Source organism: Pseudomonas sp. P1_F1_2 (genome assembly GCF_056405815.1).
In genome coordinates this window covers 1-20,659 of sequence record NZ_JBFUBK010000110.1, presented here as the reverse complement: position 1 = coordinate 20,659, position 20,659 = coordinate 1, and the positions used below count along the sequence as shown (strand labels likewise).

Here is a 20,659-nt window from a genome sequence, read left to right as displayed (position 1 = left end):
CTGCTGCGCAGCCGGACGCAGGCTGCGCCAGCTGCTACAAAGGAATAGTCGTTGTTGCTAGGCCTTGTGGTTACGCAAACTGCGCTCCATCCGCGCAATGCCTTCTTCGAGCAACGCGCGCGGGCAGCCGAAGTTCAGGCGCACGAATTGCCGGGCGTCATCGCCGAAATCCAGGCCCGGGCTCAAACCGACCTTGGCCTGGTCCAGGAAGAACTGCTGCGGGTTGTCCAACCCCAGCGCCGAGCAGTCGAGCCACGCCAGGTAGGTGCTTTGCGGCACATTCATGGTAATGCCCGGCAGGCGGGTGCGAACGGCGTCGACAAGGTAATCGCGGTTGCTTTGCAGGTAAGCGCTCAGTTCCGTCAGCCATGGCCCGGCTTCGCTGTACGCGACGCGGGTGGCTTCCAGGCCCAGCGGGTTGACGCTGTCGACCATGCCGCAACGGGCGTGGTTGACCTGCTCACGCAGGGCGCGGTCCTGAATGATCATGAACGAAGTTTTCAGGCCGGCAATGTTGTAGGCCTTGCTCGCCGACATCAGCGTGATCGTGCGCCGGGCGATGTCCGCGCTCAGGGTCGCCATCGGTACGTGCTTGCGCCCGTCAAAGCACAGCTCGGCGTGAATCTCGTCAGAGATGATCCACGCGCCCTGTTCCAGGCAGATGTCGGCAATTGCTTGCAGTTCGTCCCGTGGAAAGGCTTTGCCCAGCGGGTTGTGCGGGTTGCTCAGCAGCAGCGCGCCGCCACCTTGCAGCGACTGGCTCAAGGTGTCGAGCGGTGTGGTGTAGGTGCCGTCGGCCTGCTCATTGAAATTCAGCTCGACCTTGTTCAGGCCCCAATGGCCCGGTGCGTGGCGCAGTGGCGGATAGTTGGGAACCTGCACCACGACGTTTTGTTGCGGCTGGACCAGCGCTTTGAGGGCCATGTTGAAGCCCGACTCGACGCCCGGCAGAAAGATCAGCTCTTGCGGCTCGATGCGCCAGGCGTATTTGTTCCAGAGGTCGGCGACGATGGCTTCGCGCAAGTTGTCCGGGGCCACGCTGTAGCCGACCATCGGGTGTTCCAGGCGTTTTTGCAGGGCCTGGATGATCATCGGCGGTGCGGCGAAATCCATGTCGGCCACCCACATCGGCAACACATCGGCCGGGTAGCGGCTCCATTTGGTGCTACCGGTGTTATGGCGGTCGAACACCTGATCAAAATCGAAAGTCATGCGCGGTCTCGTAACGGCGGATTAATCATGCCGGCCATGATAAGCGCCAAATCTTGTGGGAGCGAGCCTGCTCGCGAAAGCCCGCAGTAAAACCCTGTGGGAGCGGGCTTGCCCGCGATTGCTTCGGCACCGTCAACATTTATATCGGCTGACCCACCGCCATCGCGGGCAGGCCCGCTCCCACAAGGATCGTGCCGACGGGTACAGAGGCCGACAACTGGCCGACGGTCGGTTTTCACACCGATTGCCAATGCGCGGACTACAGTTTGAGGTGTCGGCAGTCCGTCTGCCGCCACCGTGATTGATTGAAAAGTCCGGCAAAGCACCGGATTTCCACCTGATCAGGAGTGCACGATGGACCTCAGCCGTCGTCAGTTCTTCAAGGTCGCCGGCATCGGCCTTGCAGGCTCTAGCCTGGGGGCGTTGGGCATGGCCCCGACGCCTGCCTTTGCCGAACAGGTGCGTCACTTCAAGCTCACCCACACTCATGAAACCCGCAACACCTGTCCGTATTGCTCGGTTGGTTGCGGGTTGATCATGTACAGCCTGGGCGATGACGCGAAGAACGTCGCACAAAATATCATCCACATCGAAGGTGACGCCGACCACCCGGTCAACCGCGGCACCCTTTGCCCCAAAGGCGCTGGCCTGCTGGATTTCATTCACAGCCCCGGTCGGCTGCAATACCCGCAGGTACGCAAGCCCGGCAGCAGCGAGTGGACGCGCATCTCCTGGGATGAAGCGCTGGATCGCGTCGCCGACCTGATGAAGGCCGACCGCGATGCCAACTTCATCGAGAAGAATGCCCAAGGCCAAACAGTGAACCGCTGGCTGACCACCGGTTTCCTCGCGGCATCGGCGGCGTCCAACGAAGCGGGCTACATCACCCACAAGGTCATTCGCAGTCTCGGCATGCTGGGGTTTGATAACCAGGCGCGTGTCTGACACGGCCCGACGGTGGCAAGTCTTGCCCCGACGTACGGCCGTGGTGCCATGACCAATACCTGGACCGATATCGCCAACGCGAATCTGGTTCTGGTGATGGGCGGCAACGCAGCAGAAGCGCACCCGTGCGGTTTCAAATGGGTGACAGAAGCCAAGGCGCACAACAAGGCGCGGCTGATCGTGGTCGACCCGCGATTTACCCGCACGGCCTCGGTGGCCGACTATTACGCGCCGATTCGCACCGGCACCGACATCGCCTTCATGGGCGGTCTGATCAATTACCTGCTGACCGAAGACAAGATCCAGCACGAGTACGTGCGCAACTACACGGACGTGTCGTTCATCGTCAAAGCCGGGTATGGCTTCGAGGACGGGATTTTCAGCGGTTACGACGTGGCCAAGCGCAGCTACACCGATAAGTCCGGCTGGGGCTACGAGCTCGGTGAGGACGGCTTCGTCAAAGTCGACCCGACCCTGCAAGACCCGCGCTGCGTCTATCAACTGATGAAGCAGCACTACAGCCGCTACAACATCGATCTGGCGAGCCAGATTTGCGGAATGCCGGTCGATGCCATGCAGAAAATCTGGGAGGAGATCGCCACTTGCTCGGTACCGGGCAAGACCATGACGATTCTTTACGCCTTGGGCTGGACCCAGCATTCGATCGGCTCGCAGATCATCCGCAGCGCGGCGATGGTGCAATTGCTGTTGGGCAACGTCGGTATGCCGGGCGGCGGCGTGAATGCCTTGCGYGGGCACTCCAACATCCAGGGCCTGACCGACCTCGGCTTGCTGTCCAACTCACTGCCGGGTTACCTGACGCTGCCGGGCGATGCCGAACAGGATTACGCGGCGTACATCACCAAACGCACGCAAAAGCCGCTGCGGCCTGGGCAACTGTCCTATTGGCAGAACTACAGCAAGTTCCACGTCAGCCTGATGAAAGCCTGGTACGGCGCCAATGCCACGGTGGAGAACAATTGGGCGTACGAGTACCTGCCGAAGCTGGACATCCCCAACTACGACATCCTTAAAGTGTTCGACTTGATGGGCCAGGGCAAGGTCAATGGCTACTTTTGCCAAGGCTTCAATCCGATTGCGGCGTTGCCCGACAAAAACCGGGTGATGGCGGCGTTGGCCAAGTTGAAATGGCTGGTGGTGATGGACCCACTGTCCACCGAAACCTCGGAGTTCTGGCGCAACGTCGGGCCGTACAACGATGTGAAAAGTGCCGACATCCAGACCGAAGTGATTCGCCTGCCCACCACCTGTTTCGCCGAGGAGGACGGCTCTCTGGTCAACAGCAGCCGCTGGCTGCAATGGCACTGGAAAGGCGCGGACGGTCCGGGCGAAGCGCAAACCGACATTCGGATCATGGCCGAGCTGTTCCTGCGTCTGCGCCAGCGCTATCAGGCGAAGGGCGGCGCATATCCCGATCCGATCCTCAAGCTGTCGTGGCAGTACAAGATTGCCGACGAACCCACACCGGAAGAACTGGCCAAGGAAATCAACGGTTACGCCGCCACCGATTTCACCGATGCCACGGGCGCGGCGATCAAGGGCAATGCGCAACTGGCCGCGTTCAGCCAGCTCAAGGACGACGGCAGCACGGCGTCTGGCTGCTGGATTTTCTGTGGCAGCTGGACCGAAACCGGCAACCAGATGGCCCGGCGCGATAACAGCGATCCGTTTGGTATGCATCAGCACCAAGGCTGGGCCTGGGCCTGGCCGGCGAACCGACGGATTCTTTACAACCGTGCTTCGGCCGATCCGCAAGGCAAGCCGTGGGATCCGAAAAAACGCCTGGTGTGGTGGAACGGCAAAGTGTGGGGCGGCACCGATGTGCCCGACTACAAGGCCGACGTGCCACCGGAAGCGGGGATGAGCCCGTTCATCATGAACCCCGAAGGCGTGGCCCGGTTCTTCGCCGTCGACAAAATGAACGAAGGCCCGTTCCCAGAGCACTACGAGCCGTTCGAGACGCCCATCGGCATCAACCCGCTGCACCCGCAAAACAAGAAAGCCACCAGTAACCCGGCGGCGCGGATCTTCGATTCGGTGTGGGATTCCCTCGGTGTGGCCAAGGACTACCCCTACGCCGCCACCAGTTATCGCTTGACCGAGCATTTCCACTTCTGGAGCAAGCATTGCAAGCTCAACGCCATTGCCCAGCCGGAACAGTTCGTCGAAATCGGTGAAGTGCTGGCGAAGGAGAAGGGCATCGTCGCCGGTGACCGCGTGCGCGTCAGTTCCAAGCGCGGCCACATTGAAGCGGTGGCGGTGGTGACCAAGCGGATTCGTCCGTTGCAGGTCAACAATCAAGTGGTGCACCAGATCGGTATCCCGTTGCACTGGGGGTTTACTGGGCTTACGCGCCACGGTTACCTGACCAACACCCTGGTGCCGTTCCTCGGCGATGGCAACACACAGACCCCGGAATCCAAGTCATTCCTGGTCAACGTGGAGAAAGTCTAAATGGCCAGCCAAGACATCATTGCCCGTTCGGCCACCACGACAGTCCCGCCTTCGGTGCGCAATCAGGAGGAAGTGGCCAAACTGATCGACACCACCAAGTGCATCGGTTGCAAGGCCTGCCAGGTCGCCTGCTCGGAATGGAACGAGCTGCGCGACGATGTCGGGCACAACCTCGGCACTTACGACAATCCGCAGGACCTGAGCGCAGAAACCTGGACCCTGATGCGCTTCACCGAGCATGAAACCGATGCCGGCAACCTTGAGTGGCTGATCCGCAAGGACGGCTGCATGCATTGCGCCGAACCCGGCTGCCTGGCCGCGTGCCCAAGCCCCGGGGCGATCATCAAGCACGCCAATGGCATCGTCGACTTCGACCAGGACCATTGCATCGGCTGCGGCTATTGCATCACCGGCTGCCCGTTCAACATTCCGCGGATCTCGCAAAAGGACCACAAGGCGTACAAGTGCACGCTGTGTTCGGACCGGGTCGAATTCGGCCTGGAACCGGCCTGCGTGAAAACCTGCCCGACCGGGGCGATCGTGTTCGGCACCAAGGAAGACATGAAAGAACACGCCGCCGAGCGCATCGTCGATTTGAAAAGCCGTGGCTTCGAAAATGCCGGTCTGTACGACCCGGCCGGCGTTGGCGGCACCCACGTGATGTATGTGTTGCACCACGCCGACGCGCCGCAGCTGTACGCCGGGCTGGCGAAAGACCCGGCAATCAGTCCGTTGGTGGGATTGTGGAAAGGCGTGAGCAAACCGCTGGGCTTGCTCGCTATGGGCCTGGCGGTGCTGGCCGGGTTCTTCCATTACGTGCGCATCGGGCCGCAGGTGGTGGAAGAGGATGAGCATCCCCCAGGTAAAGACCCGGCGGTGCATGAGGTTGACCCATCGGTTCATACCTATGATCCGCGGCGGGAGGACAGGCCATGAGCAACAAAACGATCCTGCGTTATACCGCCGGCCAGCGCACCAATCACTGGCTGGTCGCGATCCTGTTTTTCATGGCCGCACTGTCCGGGCTGGCGTTGTTTCATCCGGCGCTGTTCTGGCTCAGTAACCTGTTTGGCGGTGGCCCGTGGACGCGCATCCTGCACCCGTTCATGGGCGTGGTGATGTTCGTGCTGTTCCTGGGCCTGGTGATCCGCTTCTGGCGGGCCAACTTTTTTATCCGTAACGACGGCTTGTGGCTCAGGCGGATCGACAAGGTGATTCAAAACGAGGAGGAGGGTGTGCCGCCCATCGGCAAATACAACCCCGGGCAGAAGCTGCTGTTCTGGACCTTGCTTGCCTGCATGTTGGCGCTGCTGTTGACCGGACTGGTGATCTGGCGCGCGTATTTCAGTGCGTACTTTGGCATCACCCTTATTCGTTGGGCGATGTTGCTGCATGCGTTGGCCGGATTTGTACTGGTGCTCAGCATCATCATCCACATCTACGCCGGCATCTGGATCAAGGGCTCGGTCAGCGCCATGGTGCATGGCTGGGTCAGCCGTCCCTGGGCGAAAAAACACCATGAACTCTGGTACCGCGAAGTGACCCGCGACGAACAACCGGACCGGCCAATCAGCAAAAAAGGATAAGCCCTTGGCGACGATTCTTGAGCCTGGAGAGATTGAAGCGGCGGCGAGTTCACCGCCGTTTCTGTATAGGCCGCCGCACAACCTGTTCACCTTGCGCGCCTTACGCCTGGAGCGCCTGGCCGAAGGGCATCCACTGGCGGATTACCTGCGGCTGGTGGCCGGTGTGTGTCATGTGCAGCAGCGCTTGATGGACGATCCGCCGGTCACAACGCCGCCTGATCCCGAACGAATCAAGGTCTGCCAGGCGCACGGCTTGCCACCACTTGCCGCCGACAGTCTGGTACGCGAGGGCCATTGGTTGCCGTACCTCGGAGCGTTGTTGCAGCGCTACCAACCACCGCCACAACCCGCCGTCGAAAAAGCCCTGACGACATTGCGCAACACCCGCGACGGGCAACTCAAGGCCTGGGCGGTGGCCTTGGTCAGCGGCCAGTTCACGCTGCTGCCGGCCGCGCTGGTGCCGTTTCTGGGAGCTGCGCTGCAAGCGGCCTGGAGTCACTGGTTGCTGAACACGCCGGGGCTGGATCTGAAACCCGGTGACGCCCTCAATCAATGCCCGGCCTGCGGGTCGCCAGCGATGGCGGGGGTGATCCGTCACCGAGGCAAACACAACGGTTTGCGCTATCTGGTGTGCTCGTTGTGTGCCTGTGAATGGCATGTGGTGCGGGTCAAATGCGTGTATTGCGAGCAAAGCAAAGGCCTGGATTACGTCAGCCTCGATGACGACCGCCACGCGGCCAATCAGGCACCGCTGCGTGCCGAAACCTGCCCAGGTTGTCGCAGCTATTTGAAGTTGCTGTACCTGGAAAACGACGCCGAGGCGGAAGCGCTGTCGGCAGACCTGGCCAGCCTGATGCTCGACATGCGCCTGGAACAGGAAGGCTACTCGCGTCCGGCGCCCAATTTGCTGCTGGCCCCGGGGGGTGACTGAACGCTTCACTTGAGCTCAACGGCTACACTCAGGCGCGACGGTCAATCGTTTCCGGGAGCGCCTGATGTCTTCAACGTCCGCCAGCCAAACCTTGCGGCTGCCTTCCATCGACAGTTTGTTGCGTCATCCCGCCTGCCAGCCGCTGGCCGAGCGCTATGGCCGGGACGCGCTGCTGGCGAGCCTGCGGCAATTGCTCGATGACTTGCGCGAACCGGTCCTGAGGGGCCAACTCGATGCCGTGGAAATCAGCCCGCAGGTCTTGGCGGGGCGGGCGGGCGAGCGCTTGGCGCAACAACACCAAAGTCATGTGCGCCGGGTGTTCAACCTGACCGGCACCGTGCTGCACACCAACCTCGGGCGGGCATTGCTGCCTGAAGTCGCCATTGAAGCGGTGCAAATGGCCGCACGCTATCCGCTCAATCTCGAATTTGATCTGAACAGCGGCAAACGCGGTGACCGTGACGACCTGATCGAAGGGTTGATCCGCGAATTGACCGGCGCCGAAGCGGTGACGGTGGTCAACAACAACGCGGCGGCCGTGCTGCTGACACTCAACAGCTTGGGGGCGCGCAAGGAAGGGATTATTTCCCGGGGCGAACTGATCGAAATCGGCGGTGCGTTCCGCATTCCCGACATCATGGCGCGGGCCGGGGTGCGCTTGCATGAAGTCGGCACCACCAACCGCACCCATGCCCGTGATTACGAAGCGGCCATCGGCCCGCGCAGTGGTCTGGTGATGCGCGTGCATGCGAGCAATTACGCGATCGAAGGCTTTACCGCACGGGTGCCGACCGCCGAACTCGCGCAATTGGCGCACAACCATGGGTTGCCGCTGCTCGAAGACCTCGGCAGCGGCAGCCTGCTGGACCTGACCCGCTGGGGCCTGCCCGCCGAACCGACGGTGCGTCAGGCTTTGCTCGATGGCGCAGATATCGTGACCTTCAGTGGCGATAAATTGCTCGGTGGCCCGCAGGCCGGGTTGATTGTCGGGCGCAAGGACTTGATCGCCAAGATCAAGAAAAACCCGCTCAAACGTGCGCTGCGCGTCGACAAACTGACCCTGGCCGCGCTCGAAGCGGTGCTGGGTTTGTACCGCGATCCCGAGCGGCTGGCCGAACGTCTGCCGAGCCTGCGGCTGCTGACACGACCCCAAGCCGACATCCTCGCGCAAGCACAACGGCTGCAACCTTCGCTGGCTCAGGTATTGGGTGACGGCTGGAGTGTCAGCGCGATGCCGGCACTGGGCATGATCGGCAGTGGCAGCCAACCGGTGGCGCGCTTGCCGAGCGCCGCGTTATGCCTGCGGCCAAACGTGTCCAAGCGTCTGCGCGGCCGGCAATTGCTGGGGCTGGAAGCTGCGTTGCGTCAGTTGTCTATCCCGGTGCTGGGCCGAATTGACGACGACGCGCTGTGGCTGGACCTGCGCCAACTGGATGACGAAGCGGCTTGGCTGGCGCAACTCGATCAATTGTCAGTCGAGGGGCGGGCAGGGTGATCGTCGGCACGGCAGGGCATATCGATCATGGCAAGACGTCTTTGCTCCAGGCGTTGACCGGGCAGGCCGGCGACCGTCGCCGGGAAGAACGCGAGCGCGGCATGACCATCGACCTCGGCTACCTCTACGCCGCGCTGGAACCGGGCGCCGGGTTGACCGGGTTTATCGACGTGCCCGGTCACGAGCGTTTCACCCACAACATGTTGGCCGGGGCGCAAGGCATTGATCTGGTGCTGCTGGTGGTCGCCGCGGATGACGGGGTGATGCCGCAAACTCGCGAACATCTGGCGATTGTGGAACTGCTGAACATTCCTCGGGCATTGGTAGCAATCACCAAGTGCGACCGGGTCGAACCGGCCAGGGTGTCCATCGTGCGCGGGCAGATCCAGGCGTTGCTGGCATCGGGCCCTTATGCGAACGCGCCGCAGATCGCCCTGTCGAGTGTCACCGGGGAAGGTGTCGAGGCACTGCGCCAGGCTTTGCTCGACGCTCAGCGTGAAGTGCGCCAACGCAGCACCAGCGGCGGTTTTCGCCTGGCGATTGATCGGGCTTTCAGCGTCGCCGGTGCCGGGATCGTGGTGACGGGCACCGCGTTGTCCGGGCACGTGGCGGTGGGCGACACCCTGGTGCTGAGCCCGCAGGGCAAACCCGTGCGCGTGCGCGGTCTGCATGCGCAAAACCAGGCAGCAGACACAGCGATGGCCGGTCAACGCGTCGCACTGAACTTGAGTGCCGAGCGATTGGCACTGGATCAGATCCACCGTGGTCATTGGTTGCTGGCCGAGTGGCTGTTTGCGCCGACTCAACGCCTCGACATCGACCTGCGTTTGCTGGCCAGCGAAGCCAAAGCCTTCGAGCACTTTCAGCCGGTGCATGTTCACCTGGGCACTCAGGACGTAACCGGGCGGGTGGCGCTGCTGGAGGGTGCCAGCCTGGTGCCGGGCGGGCGGATGTTTGCGCAGGTCTTGTTGAATGCCCCCGTGCACGCAGTCAAGGACGACCCTTTGATCCTGCGGGACCAGAGTGCCCAACGCACCCTCGGCGGAGGCCGGGTGCTCGACCCGTTTGCCCCGTCCCGGCACCGTCGCAGCCCCGAACGGCTGGCGCAACTGCAAGCCCTCGACATCGGTGACAATCTGGAAGAGGTCTTGCCGGCGTTGTTGGCCCACAGCGATACCGGCCTCGATCCACGGCAACTTGAACGTCAATTCAACCGTCCTCGCGCGACGTGGCGATTGCCCGATGACGTGCGCCTGATCGAGACCCGCCAAGGTCCATTGCTGTTCAGTTCGGCGCGTTGGGAAGCGTTGAAAGCCCCCTTGCTGGAACACCTCGCACGCTTCCATCAATTGGAACCGGACCAGATGGGCCCGGACCGGGATCGCCTGCGTCGGTTTGCCGCCTCCGTGCTGGAGCGCCCGACGTTCATCTGCCTGCTCGACGAATTGCTGGCCGGTGGCGCTATTGTCACCAGCGGTCCGTGGCTGCATTTACCGGCTCATCAAGTGCGCTTGAGCGACGACGACGAAGCCCTGTGGCAGCGCTTGCAGCCGCTGTTCGAGCAGGCCGGTTTCGATCCGCCGTGGGTGCGCCATCTGGGGCATGACGAGGCGACCGTGCGCTTGCTGCTACGCAAAATGGCGCGCTTGGGACTGCTGCATCAGGTGGTGCGGGACCTGTTCTACACCGACGCGATGATCCGTCGGTTGGCGGCTATGCTGTTGCAGATGGCCGAGCTTGGTCCGGTGATTCAGGTCGCGGCGTTTCGCGATGCAGTGGGCCTGGGGCGCAAGCGCAGCATTCAGATTCTGGAATACTTCGACCGTATTGGCCTGACCCGGCGCATGGGCGACAAACGCCAGATCCGTCCCGACAGTGCGTTAGCCCGAGAACCAGAGCTCCGACAACCAGAGCCCCGACAACCTGAGGACTGATTTCCAGGAAGGCAATCGCGCCCGGTGGCGCGGCCGGGCTTCAAACCCGGTTGGGGACGGCATCCGTTCCCGGGCAGGTTCGACTCCGGCTGCCTTCCGCCAATTTTTGTGTCACAGCGGCCCGAGATTCAGCGGGTATTGGATGACCACGTAAACCCGGTCGATGTCATCGCCCGCCTGGGCGGTATTGGCGCGATGAGACACGTGCGACAGTTGCAGCGACAAGCCCTTGGCCGCCCCGGACTGCACGATGTAGCGCACGTCGATGTCGCGCTCCCAATGACGTCCGCCATCGCCTTGTTGTGGCACATACGTGCCGGTCTCCGCGTCGAACGGGTTATAGGCGCCGCCCTTGGGCGCGTGGGTGCCGTCGATCTGGCTGCCTTTGACATACCGTGTCATGAAGGCCAGACCGGGAATGCCATAAGTGCTCAGGTCGAGGTCGTAGCGGGCTTGCCAGGATTGTTCGTGGGCGCCGTTGAAGTCGGCGTACTTGATCGAGTTGGCCAGGTAGATGGAGTCGCCACCGACGAAGTCGAACGGGGTGTCACCGTTGATTTTTTGGTAGGCCAGCGTGAAACCATGGGCATCGATGGTGTATTTGCCCGACAGGCTGAACGCGGTGTTGTCGATGGCGCCGGCCAGTGCCTCGCCCGTGTCCCGCGTGTGGTAGAGATTGGCGTCGACGAACACTCCCGGCTGTTTCAGATGCACATTGGCGTAGTACTGATGCCAGGTGTCGGTCAGTGTTGAAGCATAGAGCGCGCCGCCGACAGGGCTTTGGGTGAACAGGTCGGCACCGGCAAACGAAATGCCTCCGGCGTCGGTGTTAGCCCCGTAACCGGAAAAATTGCCCTTGCCCGAAGCGCTGTCCTGATTCTTGAATGCCGTGAAGTGGCCTGCCTGCAGGTTCATGCCATCAATTTCGCGACTATTGAGCAGAAAACCCGTGGCGTACTCTGGCTGCAGGCGTTTGTCGGCGGTGTCGAACACCGGGGCTTCGACCATCATTTCGCCGAACGCCAAGGTGGTCCTGGAGGCCCTGACTTTCAGCGCGCCGCCACCACTGGAGTAGTTGTCCTCACTGCGCCCATCGCTGCCCACCGGCAGCAATCCGGTGCCGGAATGACCTTTGCCACTGTCGAGCTTCAGCCCCAAAAAAGCGTGGCTATCGAGGCCGAACCCAACGGTACCGGGCGTGAAGCCAGACTCGAAAGCGCCAATGAAGCCTTGCGCCCACTCGGCCTTGTAGCTTTTGCCCGATGGTGAAGGCGACCGGTAGTCACTGTTGAGGTAGAAGTTGCGGTTGAGCACATTCAGCGTCGCCCCTTCCAGAAATCCTTGCGGGTTTTGTTCCGACTCATCAGCCCGCGCCGTTGCGACGGTGCCAGCGCACATCAGAGATAAGCAGAAAGCGGCTTTTTTCGAAAAAAACGTCATGGTTCAATGGCCACCTGATAGCGACTCCGCGCGTACGGAGTCGCTATTTTTTGCTTAGTGGGCTTCCGAAGCGCCGAACATGCTCTTGGCGTAGATCAGGCCCAGACCGTAGGCACCGCCGTTGGCAATCGAGGTTTTTACGGTTTCGTCGTAAGTTTCGCCGCGCGCCCAGTCACGCGGCAATTCAAGCAGGTATTGCAGCGAAGTCATCGGCCGGGCACCGATCTGGATCATGCGTTGCATGGCCATTTCGTGCGCTTCGGTGGTGACGTCACCACAGGCATCGGCGATTACGTACACCTCGAAACCCTGGTCGATGGCCGACAGTGCCGGGCCAACGATGCACACGGACGTCCAGAGACCGGCGAGGACGATTTTCTGTTTGCCGATTTTGTTGACTTCAACAGCAATGCGCTCGTCTTCCCAGGTGTTCATGCTGGTACGGTCGATCACGTTGTGTTCCGGGAATACCGACTTGATTTCGTCGAAGATCGGGCCTGAAAAGCTCTTCTCGGCCACGGTAGTAAGGATGGTCGAGACCTTGAAACCACGGGCCGCCTTGGCCACCAGCGCGGCGTTGTTGCGCAGGGTCACGGCATCGATCGACTTGGTCGCAAAGGACATCTGCGATTGATGGTCGATCATGATCAGGGTGTGGTCGGTCGGGGTCAGCAGGGTTTTGCCGGGGACTGCTTTTGCAATGGCCATGATGATGTCCTTACGGGTGAGTGAGGAGGCTATGGTCGCGAAGATTCAGGCTCGGATATTGAGTCGATGTGCTGTGTTTGGATTTTTTTTCGAGGTATAGCGATACATCACGCATTGTTGCCGTCGTACTGTCAAAACTCCGTCTATGCTGCCCTAACCGTTCCCCTACCTTTGCAGCTATCAGCAAGGAGGCATCCATGGTGCCCACACCTCTGTCCGAGAAATCGTTGACCCGCAGCATGCTCGATGTACTGATTCGTGCCGGGTTGATTGTTGTTCTGGTGCTGTTTTGCTTCGAGATATTCCAACCGTTTCGCGACTTGATGCTGTGGTCGGTGATCCTGGCAATCACGCTCTACCCGTTGCAACTGCGACTGATGGGGTCGCGGGGACGCAGCGAGGGGCGTGCTGCAACGATCATTGTGCTGATTGCCATCGCTATTCTGGTGGTACCGGTCTATCTGTTGGGCACTTCGATTGGTTCGTCGGTCGGAAACGTCATCGACCTGGTGAAGGAGGGAACCTTCCAGATCCCGCCGCCGCCCGAGTCGGTCGCGACGTGGCCACTGGTGGGTAAATCGCTCTCGTCGATATGGCTGCAGGCCTCCTATGACCTTCCCGACCTGATAGCGAAGTACCTGCCGCAGATAAAAGGCGTCAGCGTCGGCTTGTTGACCAAGATTGCCGGTGTCGGGGCGGGTTTGCTGATGTTCATTGTCGCCCTGATCATCGCCGGTATTTTCATGGCCCATGGAGAGGCCGGCACCCGCGCCGCGGTAGAGATTGCGTCTCGCGTCAGCGGTCCTGACAAGGGGCCGAAAATCGCCGAACTGTGCACCGCAACCATCCGTGCCGTTGCGCTCGGCGTGGTCGGCATCGCGTTCATTCAGATGCTGCTGGTGGGTATCGGCTTCGTGCTCAAAGGCATCCCGGGCGCAGGTATTCTTGCGATCTTTGTGTTGCTGCTCGGCATCATGCAGTTACCAGCCACGCTGATTACGCTGCCGGTGATTGTCTACGTGATGGCGACCGAGGGGCCCAACACGAGGACCATCATCTTCTCGGTCTTTGTGTTCGTTGCCGGTCTGGTGGACAACGTTCTCAAACCGCTGTTGCTGGGGCGAGGCGTGGATGTGCCAATGCCGGTCGTGTTGATCGGTGCGTTGGGCGGCATGGTCACCAGCGGCATCCTTGGGCTGTTCATCGGGCCAGTGGTGCTTGCGGTCGGCTATCAACTATTCTGGCAGTGGGTTCAGGATCGGCCGGAGGACGGAGCAAATCCGTAACCATGAACACGCAGAGTCATGAGCTCCTCGAGCGGGTGTTGACCGCTCATGGGGGGCTCGATCGCTGGAACAGCTTCAGCAAAGTACGCACCACCCTCGTGACAGGTGGTGCGTTATGGGCAAAGAAAGGGCTGACGCAGGACAGCGCGCCACGCCGACGGGACGCTCGTTGCCGAGCGCTCAGCCCCCCGGGAATCCTTTCAAGACCACGAAGAAAATACCCCTTGGGATCCACTGCACCGCGCGTACTTCAATGGTTACGCGCTGTGGTCCTACCTGACGATGCCGTTCTTGTTCACCGTGGCGGCAATCGGCCTCAGCGACATCCGTTACGCGTAATGCCCGTCGCAATGCTCATGTGATCTATCAGCAACGGCGGCCGGAGGAGGCGTTTTGAAACCATTCCTGCCCGGACCGGGTGCGTCAACGTGGAACATGTTGCGCCAAGCGTGTCTGCAACGCCGCGATGCCGTGCCGCCGACTTTGACGGAACTGGCGGTCGTCCCCGGCATCGCACAGGCGCGTTACTGGCTGGACCGGGATTTCGCTCCGCTCATTCGGGACGTGAATCAGGCCAACCATCGCGAGGCTGAGGCGCTCGCCAGGGCGGGAGTGCCGAATGACGTCCTGCCGGTGGCCAACATGCTGGCGGTTTCCGGCGGTGGTGACGCCGGCACGTTTGCGGCAGGGATCATCGCGGGATGGACGTTGAATGGGACGCGCCCACTGTTCAAAGTGGTCACGGGCATCAGCGCTGGCGCCCTGGTGGCTCCGTTCGCTTTTCTGGGGCCTCAATACGACGACATCATTCTGCGCATCTGCAGCGCCATCGGTCCCAAAGACGTTTTCCATTCGCGCAATGTGCTGACCCGGCTTGCCAGCGACGGCATTGCAGACAGCAAGCCACTGTCGCGGCTCGTCGCCCAGTACGTCACCGCTGACATACTGGCGGCGATTGCGGCGCAATACGCCAATGGACGACTCCTGATGATCGGTACCACCGACCTCGATGCAGGGCGGCCCGTGACCTGGAATATGGGGGCCATCGCCTCCAGTGGAGCACCGGGCGCACTGGACCTGTTTCGCCAGATCCTGATCGCGTCGATGAGCATTCCTGGCGCCGTTTCACCGGTCATGATCGACGTGGAAGTGAACGGTCAACAGTTTCAGGAAATGCACGTGGACGGCGGCGTCATCACGCAGGTATTCCTTTACCCACCCGGCACGGTCATGGCTCTGAACAGCGTGACCGGCGCACGTTTGCGCCATGACCGGAATTTCTATGTGATTCGTAACGGGAAAATGGAGCCCCAGTGGTCCGGGACCAAGCGTCGCACGTTGAGTATCGGCGGTCGTGCCATCAGCGCATTGATCCAGACGCAAGGGATCAGTGACCTGGAACGGATTTACCGAATCGCTCAGCAGGACGGGGCGGACTTCAATCTGGCGTACATCGGCGCCGATTTTCATCACCTGCGCAGTCATCACTTTGATGGCGAATACATGAAGCGTTTATTCGACTACGCCTTTGAACTCAGCGCGAAAGGTTACCCGTGGCATAAATCCCCCAATACCTGAAGACAATCGCGATCCTTGATGTCCAGTCGGTCATCGTGGAGTTGCCTGCATGAAATTAATACTGTAGTTTTTCATGAAATTATAAAAACATAATTTCATGAGAGCTCGTATGTTCCAGCAGTCCACTCAGCATGTCGCCAGCTATTACGCCCACAGTTGCGCGGATCGCTTGGTCAATCGCCCTGCGCTCAGGGGTGAACAAGACACCGACATCCTGATCATCGGCGCCGGCTTCAGTGGGCTGCACACTGCGTTGCGCCTGGCCTTGGCCGGCAAACGGGTGACCCTGCTGGAAGCCAGTCGAGTGGCGTGGGCGGCCTCCGGGCGCAATGGTGGCCAGGCCATTCTCGGCTGGTCGTGTGACATGCCGCCGCTGGAAGCCGCGTTGGGTTACGAGCGCGCACGCCGGTTGTGGGACGGCATGCGCTGGGCGGCGCAGGAGCTGCGTGAATTACCCGCTCGTCATGGCTTCGATTGTGATTATCGCGCGGGGCATTTGTGGACGTCGGTCATGCCACGGCGTGTCGGGCTGTTGACCGAGTGGCAGCGCGAGGCCAGTCACAAGTGGGGCCACCATGGCTTGCGGTTCATCAGCCGTGAACAGTTGCCGCAATGGATCGCCAGCGAGCGCTATCAGGCCGGCCTCTATGATCCCGAGGGCGGTCATCTGAACCCGCTGAAACTGGCCATCGGCCTGGCCACCGCCATCGAAAAGGCGGGCGGCCGCATCCATGAACAAAGCAAAGCATTGAGCTATCAAGAGGAGGGCGGTCGTTACCGGGTGAACACCGAACACGGGACCATTCGGGCAGACGTTCTGGTGCTGGCGTGCAATGCGTATCTGGACCGGCTCGACCCGAAACTGGCCCGTTGCGTATTACCGGTCGGGACTTATCAAGTGGCCACCGCGCCCCTGTCTCCCGAGCAGGCCACCGCGCTGTTGCCGAGCAATGTCTGCGTCACCGACAATCAGTTTGTCCTCGATTATTTCCGGCGCACGCCCGACAACCGCCTGCTGTTCGGTGGCGGCTGCACGTATCTGGGCGGTATGCCAAAGGACATTGCCGGGGCCACGCGTCCCTTCCTGGAGCGGGTGTTCCCGCAGCTCAAAGGCGTAGCCCTGGAATTCGCCTGGGGCGGGCACATCGACTTGACCCTGAAACGAACGCCGGACATTGGCCAGTCAGGGAATCGCTACTGGATGCAAGGCTATTCCGGGCATGGCGTGCTGCCGACACTGGCCGCTGCCCGCGCCGTGTCCGACGCGATTCTTGGCCAGGACGATGAATTGTCCTTGTACCAGGGTTTGAACAACGGCAGTTTTCCCGGCGGCAAATACCTGGCTGCGCCGCTGGAAGCCATCGGCAAAGCCTGGTATCGACTGCGCGACAGTATTTGATGAGTCATCAACTGGAAATCCAGGCATGAACAAGCAAGAAGAAATCGCTGCGCTGGCGATCCTTATTCACGATCTGCGCAAGCACAAGAAATACACCTTGAAGGAACTGGCCGACAAAATCGGCCGTTCCGTGGGCTTCCTGTCGCAGGTCGAACGTGGCCTGTCACGGCCCACGGTGGCCGACCTGACGGCGATCAGTGAAACCCTGGACGTACCGACGACGTACTTCTACAGCCTGCCAAAACCCAAGGAATTGCCATGGGTCACCCGGCCGGACGAACGCCGCACGTTGTACTTCGCCAACGGCATTACCGACATTCTGGTTTCGCCAAAGATCCGCGCATCGTTTTCGATGCTCGAAAGTCACCTTGAAGCCGGTGCCAGCAGTGGCGACCGGCATTTGACTGACAGCTCCGAGCAAGGGGGTTACGTGCTCGAAGGCGAGCTGACGCTGTGGTTGGGCGACGACGAGGACCCCGTCAAATTAGTGGCTGGCGACAGCTTTCAGTTCGACAGCCATACCCGTTGCCGCTACGGCAACCTCACCGAGCATCTCACGCGAGTGCTTTGGGTTTACACCTGATGAAAAGAMAAGGACCCACAATGATGGATGCTACCTGCTCTGACCTGTTGGCCGAGGTGCGCGCCTTTCGCCAACGCTATCCTGAGGTGCGCTATGTCGACCTGATTTCCCTGGATATTCCAGGGCATTTCTACGGCAAGCGTTATCCGGTGGACATGCTGGAAAAGGTGGCGGCCGGCAGCGCGCTGAAACTGCCGCAGAACTGTGTGCTGCTGGGCGTGCAAGGCGGATTGTTCAAGATCGGCGATTACTGCTTCAACGACGGCGATCCCGATGCGCTGCGTCGCCTGGTACCCGGCACACTCAAGCCTGTGACCTGGGAAGGCCAACCGCTGGGGCAAATGCTGATTACCTCGGACGGCACGCAAAACCCCATCGTGTTCGAACCGCGCCAGGTATTGGCCCAGGTTCTGGACCGCCTCGCCGGTAAAGGCATTCATCCAGTCGTGGCATTTGAGCTGGAGTTCTACCTGTTCGATAAAAAGCTGCGCGACGGGCTACCGCAGTTTCCCCGCGACGGGCTGACAGACGATGCCGACGATCAACCCAATATGCACATCGAGCGGCTGTCACGTTTTGCCCCGGTACTCGATGAAATGGTCGAGGCATCGCGTGCCCAGGGCATCGACAGCACGGTGATTACCGCCGAGCTCGGGCCGGGGCAGTTCGAGATCAATTTCGGTCACCTGGACGACGGCTTGCGCGCGGCGGACTGGGCGGCCCTGTTTTGCCGCAGCAGCCGCGGTGTTGCCCTCAAGCACGGCTATCGCGCCAGTTTCATGGCCAAACCTTACTTGCAGCACCCGGGTAGCGGCATGCACGTACATGTCAGCCTTTACGATGCGGCCGGCAATAACATCCTGGCGGCCAATGAACAGCGATCGTTGCGTCACGCCGTGGCCGGTTGCCTGGAACTGCTCCCGCATTGCATGCCGGTTTTCGCCCCGAACCAGAATGCCTATCGACGCTTGGGCGGCACGACCAACATCGCCACCCAAGCGAGCTGGGGTTTTGAAGATCGCGATGCGTGCCTGCGCATCCCTGAGTCGGACTCGAAGAACCTGCGCATCGAACATCGTCTGGCAGGCGCCGATGCCAATCCATATCTGGTATTGGCGGCGATTCTGGTGGGCCTGGAACACGGACTGGACGCGGGCAAAGAACCGATCTTGCCGCTGAACGAAGACCGCAACAGTGGCGTCGACTTTCCAAAGGAAATGCTCGAAGCCGTGCGCGCAATGCAGCATCAACCGCAATTGCGTGAAGGTCTGGGGGCTGAGTTCGTGAATGTTTATTGCGAGAACAAACGTCAGGACCATCTGGCGTTCATGCAGGAGATCAGCGCGCGGGAATATCGCTGGTATCTGTAAACGCAGGATGCGGGCAGTCGCTCAATCTCATGATTGGGCAGAAAGAGTAAGGCATAAAAAAACGCCGCCCCTCTCACGAAGGGCGGCGTTTTCTATGGCGTTGCAGCGTTAGGCTTGAACGACCGGAATGTTGGCGTTCGCAGCGACTTCACGGAACTCGGCGATCTGGTCGAAGGACAGGTAGCGGTAGACATCGGCCGCCATGCTGTCGATCTTGCCCGCGTATTCCATGTACTCCTCGACGGTCGGCAGGCGACCCAGGATGGAAGCAACAGACGCCAGCTCGGCCGAAGCCAGGTAGACGTTCGCGCCGTCACCCAGACGGTTCGGGAAGTTACGGGTCGACGTCGACACCACGGTGCTGTTCGGCTCAACGCGGGCCTGGTTACCCATGCACAGCGAGCAACCCGGCATTTCCATGCGTGCGCCGGCCTTGTCGTAGATGCCGTAGTAGCCTTCCTCGGTCAGTTGGTGAGCGTCCATTTTGGTCGGTGGCGACAGCCACAGGCGGGTTGGCAGTGCTCCATTGACCTGTTCCAGCAACTTGCCGGCAGCGCGGAAGTGACCGATGTTGGTCATGCACGAACCGATGAACACTTCGTCGATCTTCTGACCTTCAGCGGACGACAACAGACGGGCGTCGTCAGGGTCGTTCGGTGCGCACAGGATCGGTTGCGTGATCTGTGCCAGGTCGATCTCGAGGACTTCTGCGTATTCAGCGTCTTTGTCCGCTTGCAGCAGCTCTGGTTTGGCCAGCCAGGCTTCCATCGCTTGAGCACGACGCTCCAGGGTACGGGCGTCGCCGTAGCCTTCGCCGATCATCCAGCGCAGCAGGGTGATGTTGGAGGTCAGGTACTCGGCAATGGCCTTTTCCGGGAGTTTGATCGTGCAGCCGGCGGCGGAACGTTCGGCGGAAGCGTCGGACAGTTCGAACGCTTGCTCCACGGTCAGGTTGTCCAGGCCTTCGATTTCCAGGATGCGGCCGGAGAAGGCGTTGATTTTGCCTTTCTTCTCGACGGTCAGCAGACCGGCCTTAATGGCGTAGTAAGGGATCGAATGAACCAGGTCACGCAGGGTGATGCCCGGTTGCATCTTGCCTTTGAAACGCACCAAGACTGACTCGGGCATGTCCAGCGGCATGACGCCGGTGGCGGCGGCGAACGCAATCAATCCAGAGCCCGCCGGGAACGAAATACCGATCGGGAAACGGGTGTGCGAATCGCCACCGGTACCGACGGTGTCCGGCAGCAGCATGCGGTTCAGCCAGCTGTGAATGATGCCGTCGCCCGGTTTGAGCGAAACGCCGCCGCGGTTACGCATGAAATCCGGCAGGGTGTGGTGAGTCGTCACATCCACAGGCTTTGGATAAGCCGCAGTGTGGCAGAAGGACTGCATCACCAGATCCGTCGAGAAGCCCAGGCACGCCAGGTCTTTCAGTTCGTCACGGGTCATTGGACCGGTGGTGTCCTGGGAACCCACGGTGGTCATTTTCGGTTCGCAATAGGTGCCAGGACGCACACCGGCTACGCCGCAAGCCTTGCCGACCATTTTCTGCGCCAGGGTGTAACCCTTGGTGCTTTCAGCCGGGGCTTCCGGCAGTTTGAACAGGTCGAACGCTGGCAGACCCAGTTCGGCGCGAGCCTTGTCGGTCAGGCCACGGCCGATGATCAGCGGAATACGGCCGCCAGCACGAACTTCGTCCAACACTTCGTCCAAC

Annotated in this window: 15 protein-coding genes and 1 tRNA gene; 12 read left to right on the top strand and 4 right to left on the bottom strand. The window is 61.0% G+C overall.

Features of this window, described 5'->3' with window-relative positions:
- Positions 1 to 57 precede the first annotated feature (57 nt).
- Entirely contained in the window at positions 58 to 1,212 is a 1,155-nt protein-coding gene (locus AC1D2P_RS25460) for a MalY/PatB family protein (RefSeq protein WP_223525561.1), read from the bottom strand.
- A 354-nt stretch (positions 1,213 to 1,566) separates the two neighbouring features.
- Between AC1D2P_RS25460 and fdnG the strand changes: the two genes are divergently transcribed.
- The 7 genes from fdnG to AC1D2P_RS25425 all read left to right on the top strand — a co-directional run bounded on the left by fdnG (position 1,567) and on the right by AC1D2P_RS25425 (position 10,680).
- Positions 1,567 to 4,632 carry a formate dehydrogenase-N subunit alpha gene (fdnG, locus tag AC1D2P_RS25455; RefSeq protein WP_477758278.1) on the top strand — a complete coding sequence of 1,022 codons (3,066 nt, stop codon included), beginning with the start codon at positions 1,567 to 1,569 and terminating at the stop codon, positions 4,630 to 4,632.
- On the top strand, positions 4,633 to 5,568 hold the full coding sequence (gene fdxH, locus AC1D2P_RS25450; protein ID WP_046033175.1) for a formate dehydrogenase subunit beta: 936 nt from the start codon (positions 4,633 to 4,635) through the stop codon (positions 5,566 to 5,568).
- Positions 5,565 to 6,218, top strand: coding sequence for a formate dehydrogenase subunit gamma (locus AC1D2P_RS25445; RefSeq protein WP_077432149.1), 654 nt, complete (start codon positions 5,565 to 5,567; stop codon positions 6,216 to 6,218). The genes fdxH and AC1D2P_RS25445 overlap by 4 nt, the downstream gene beginning before the upstream one ends.
- A gap of 4 nt (positions 6,219 to 6,222) precedes the next feature.
- The gene (gene fdhE, locus AC1D2P_RS25440) at positions 6,223 to 7,149 is read left to right on the top strand and encodes a formate dehydrogenase accessory protein FdhE (protein ID WP_046033177.1); all 927 of its coding nucleotides are present in this window, start codon (positions 6,223 to 6,225) and stop codon (positions 7,147 to 7,149) included.
- A gap of 64 nt (positions 7,150 to 7,213) precedes the next feature.
- Positions 7,214 to 8,644, top strand: coding sequence for an L-seryl-tRNA(Sec) selenium transferase (selA, locus tag AC1D2P_RS25435; protein WP_477758279.1), 1,431 nt, complete (start codon positions 7,214 to 7,216; stop codon positions 8,642 to 8,644).
- Complete coding sequence (gene selB, locus AC1D2P_RS25430) at positions 8,641 to 10,578, top strand: selenocysteine-specific translation elongation factor (protein WP_477758280.1); 1,938 nt, start codon at positions 8,641 to 8,643, stop codon at positions 10,576 to 10,578. Before selA ends, selB begins: the two co-directional genes overlap by 4 nt.
- A gap of 6 nt (positions 10,579 to 10,584) precedes the next feature.
- Positions 10,585 to 10,680, top strand: a tRNA-Sec gene (locus AC1D2P_RS25425).
- Between the two features lie 9 nt (positions 10,681 to 10,689).
- Here the strand turns inward: AC1D2P_RS25425 and AC1D2P_RS25420 are convergent.
- Together AC1D2P_RS25420 and AC1D2P_RS25415 are read right to left on the bottom strand one after the other, a co-directional pair.
- On the bottom strand, positions 10,690 to 12,018 hold the full coding sequence (locus AC1D2P_RS25420) for an OprD family porin (RefSeq protein ID WP_477758281.1): 1,329 nt from the start codon (positions 12,016 to 12,018) through the stop codon (positions 10,690 to 10,692).
- Between the two features lie 54 nt (positions 12,019 to 12,072).
- Positions 12,073 to 12,726 (bottom strand): hydrolase, encoded by a 654-nt coding sequence (locus AC1D2P_RS25415; RefSeq protein ID WP_477811646.1) that lies wholly within the window; start codon positions 12,724 to 12,726, stop codon positions 12,073 to 12,075.
- A 197-nt stretch (positions 12,727 to 12,923) separates the two neighbouring features.
- On the opposite strand from AC1D2P_RS25415, the gene AC1D2P_RS25410 reads away from it, so the two are divergent.
- The 5 genes from AC1D2P_RS25410 (at position 12,924) to AC1D2P_RS25390 (ending at position 18,942) form a co-directional block, all read left to right on the top strand.
- Positions 12,924 to 14,012, top strand: coding sequence for an AI-2E family transporter (locus AC1D2P_RS25410; protein WP_046033182.1), 1,089 nt, complete (start codon positions 12,924 to 12,926; stop codon positions 14,010 to 14,012).
- A 393-nt stretch (positions 14,013 to 14,405) separates the two neighbouring features.
- Positions 14,406 to 15,590 (top strand): patatin-like phospholipase family protein, encoded by a 1,185-nt coding sequence (locus AC1D2P_RS25405; protein WP_046033183.1) that lies wholly within the window; start codon positions 14,406 to 14,408, stop codon positions 15,588 to 15,590.
- A 109-nt stretch (positions 15,591 to 15,699) separates the two neighbouring features.
- On the top strand, positions 15,700 to 16,989 hold the full coding sequence (locus tag AC1D2P_RS25400; protein WP_046033184.1) for an NAD(P)/FAD-dependent oxidoreductase: 1,290 nt from the start codon (positions 15,700 to 15,702) through the stop codon (positions 16,987 to 16,989).
- 25 nt (positions 16,990 to 17,014) lie between these two features.
- On the top strand, positions 17,015 to 17,572 hold the full coding sequence (locus AC1D2P_RS25395) for a helix-turn-helix domain-containing protein (protein WP_109786922.1): 558 nt from the start codon (positions 17,015 to 17,017) through the stop codon (positions 17,570 to 17,572).
- Between the two features lie 23 nt (positions 17,573 to 17,595).
- The gene (locus AC1D2P_RS25390) at positions 17,596 to 18,942 is read left to right on the top strand and encodes a glutamine synthetase family protein (RefSeq protein WP_046033186.1); all 1,347 of its coding nucleotides are present in this window, start codon (positions 17,596 to 17,598) and stop codon (positions 18,940 to 18,942) included.
- 108 nt (positions 18,943 to 19,050) lie between these two features.
- Here the strand turns inward: AC1D2P_RS25390 and AC1D2P_RS25385 are convergent.
- The coding region (locus tag AC1D2P_RS25385) for a bifunctional aconitate hydratase 2/2-methylisocitrate dehydratase (RefSeq protein WP_477811645.1) at positions 19,051 to 20,659 on the bottom strand (1,609 nt) is incomplete at its 5' end.

Excerpts from the sequence above, each read along its gene's own strand:
- AC1D2P_RS25460 (WP_223525561.1), bottom strand. The coding sequence starts at position 1,212 with ATGACTTTCGATTTTGATCAGGTGTTCGACCGCCATAACACCGGTAGC.
- fdxH (WP_046033175.1), top strand. The coding sequence starts at position 4,633 with ATGGCCAGCCAAGACATCATTGCCCGTTCGGCCACCACGACAGTCCCG.
- AC1D2P_RS25445 (WP_077432149.1), top strand. The coding sequence starts at position 5,565 with ATGAGCAACAAAACGATCCTGCGTTATACCGCCGGCCAGCGCACCAAT.
- selA (WP_477758279.1), top strand. The coding sequence starts at position 7,214 with ATGTCTTCAACGTCCGCCAGCCAAACCTTGCGGCTGCCTTCCATCGAC.
- AC1D2P_RS25420 (WP_477758281.1), bottom strand. The coding sequence starts at position 12,018 with ATGACGTTTTTTTCGAAAAAAGCCGCTTTCTGCTTATCTCTGATGTGC.
- AC1D2P_RS25415 (WP_477811646.1), bottom strand. The coding sequence starts at position 12,726 with ATGGCCATTGCAAAAGCAGTCCCCGGCAAAACCCTGCTGACCCCGACC.
- AC1D2P_RS25410 (WP_046033182.1), top strand. The coding sequence starts at position 12,924 with ATGGTGCCCACACCTCTGTCCGAGAAATCGTTGACCCGCAGCATGCTC.
- AC1D2P_RS25400 (WP_046033184.1), top strand. The coding sequence starts at position 15,700 with ATGTTCCAGCAGTCCACTCAGCATGTCGCCAGCTATTACGCCCACAGT.
- AC1D2P_RS25395 (WP_109786922.1), top strand. The coding sequence starts at position 17,015 with ATGAACAAGCAAGAAGAAATCGCTGCGCTGGCGATCCTTATTCACGAT.
- AC1D2P_RS25390 (WP_046033186.1), top strand. The coding sequence starts at position 17,596 with ATGGATGCTACCTGCTCTGACCTGTTGGCCGAGGTGCGCGCCTTTCGC.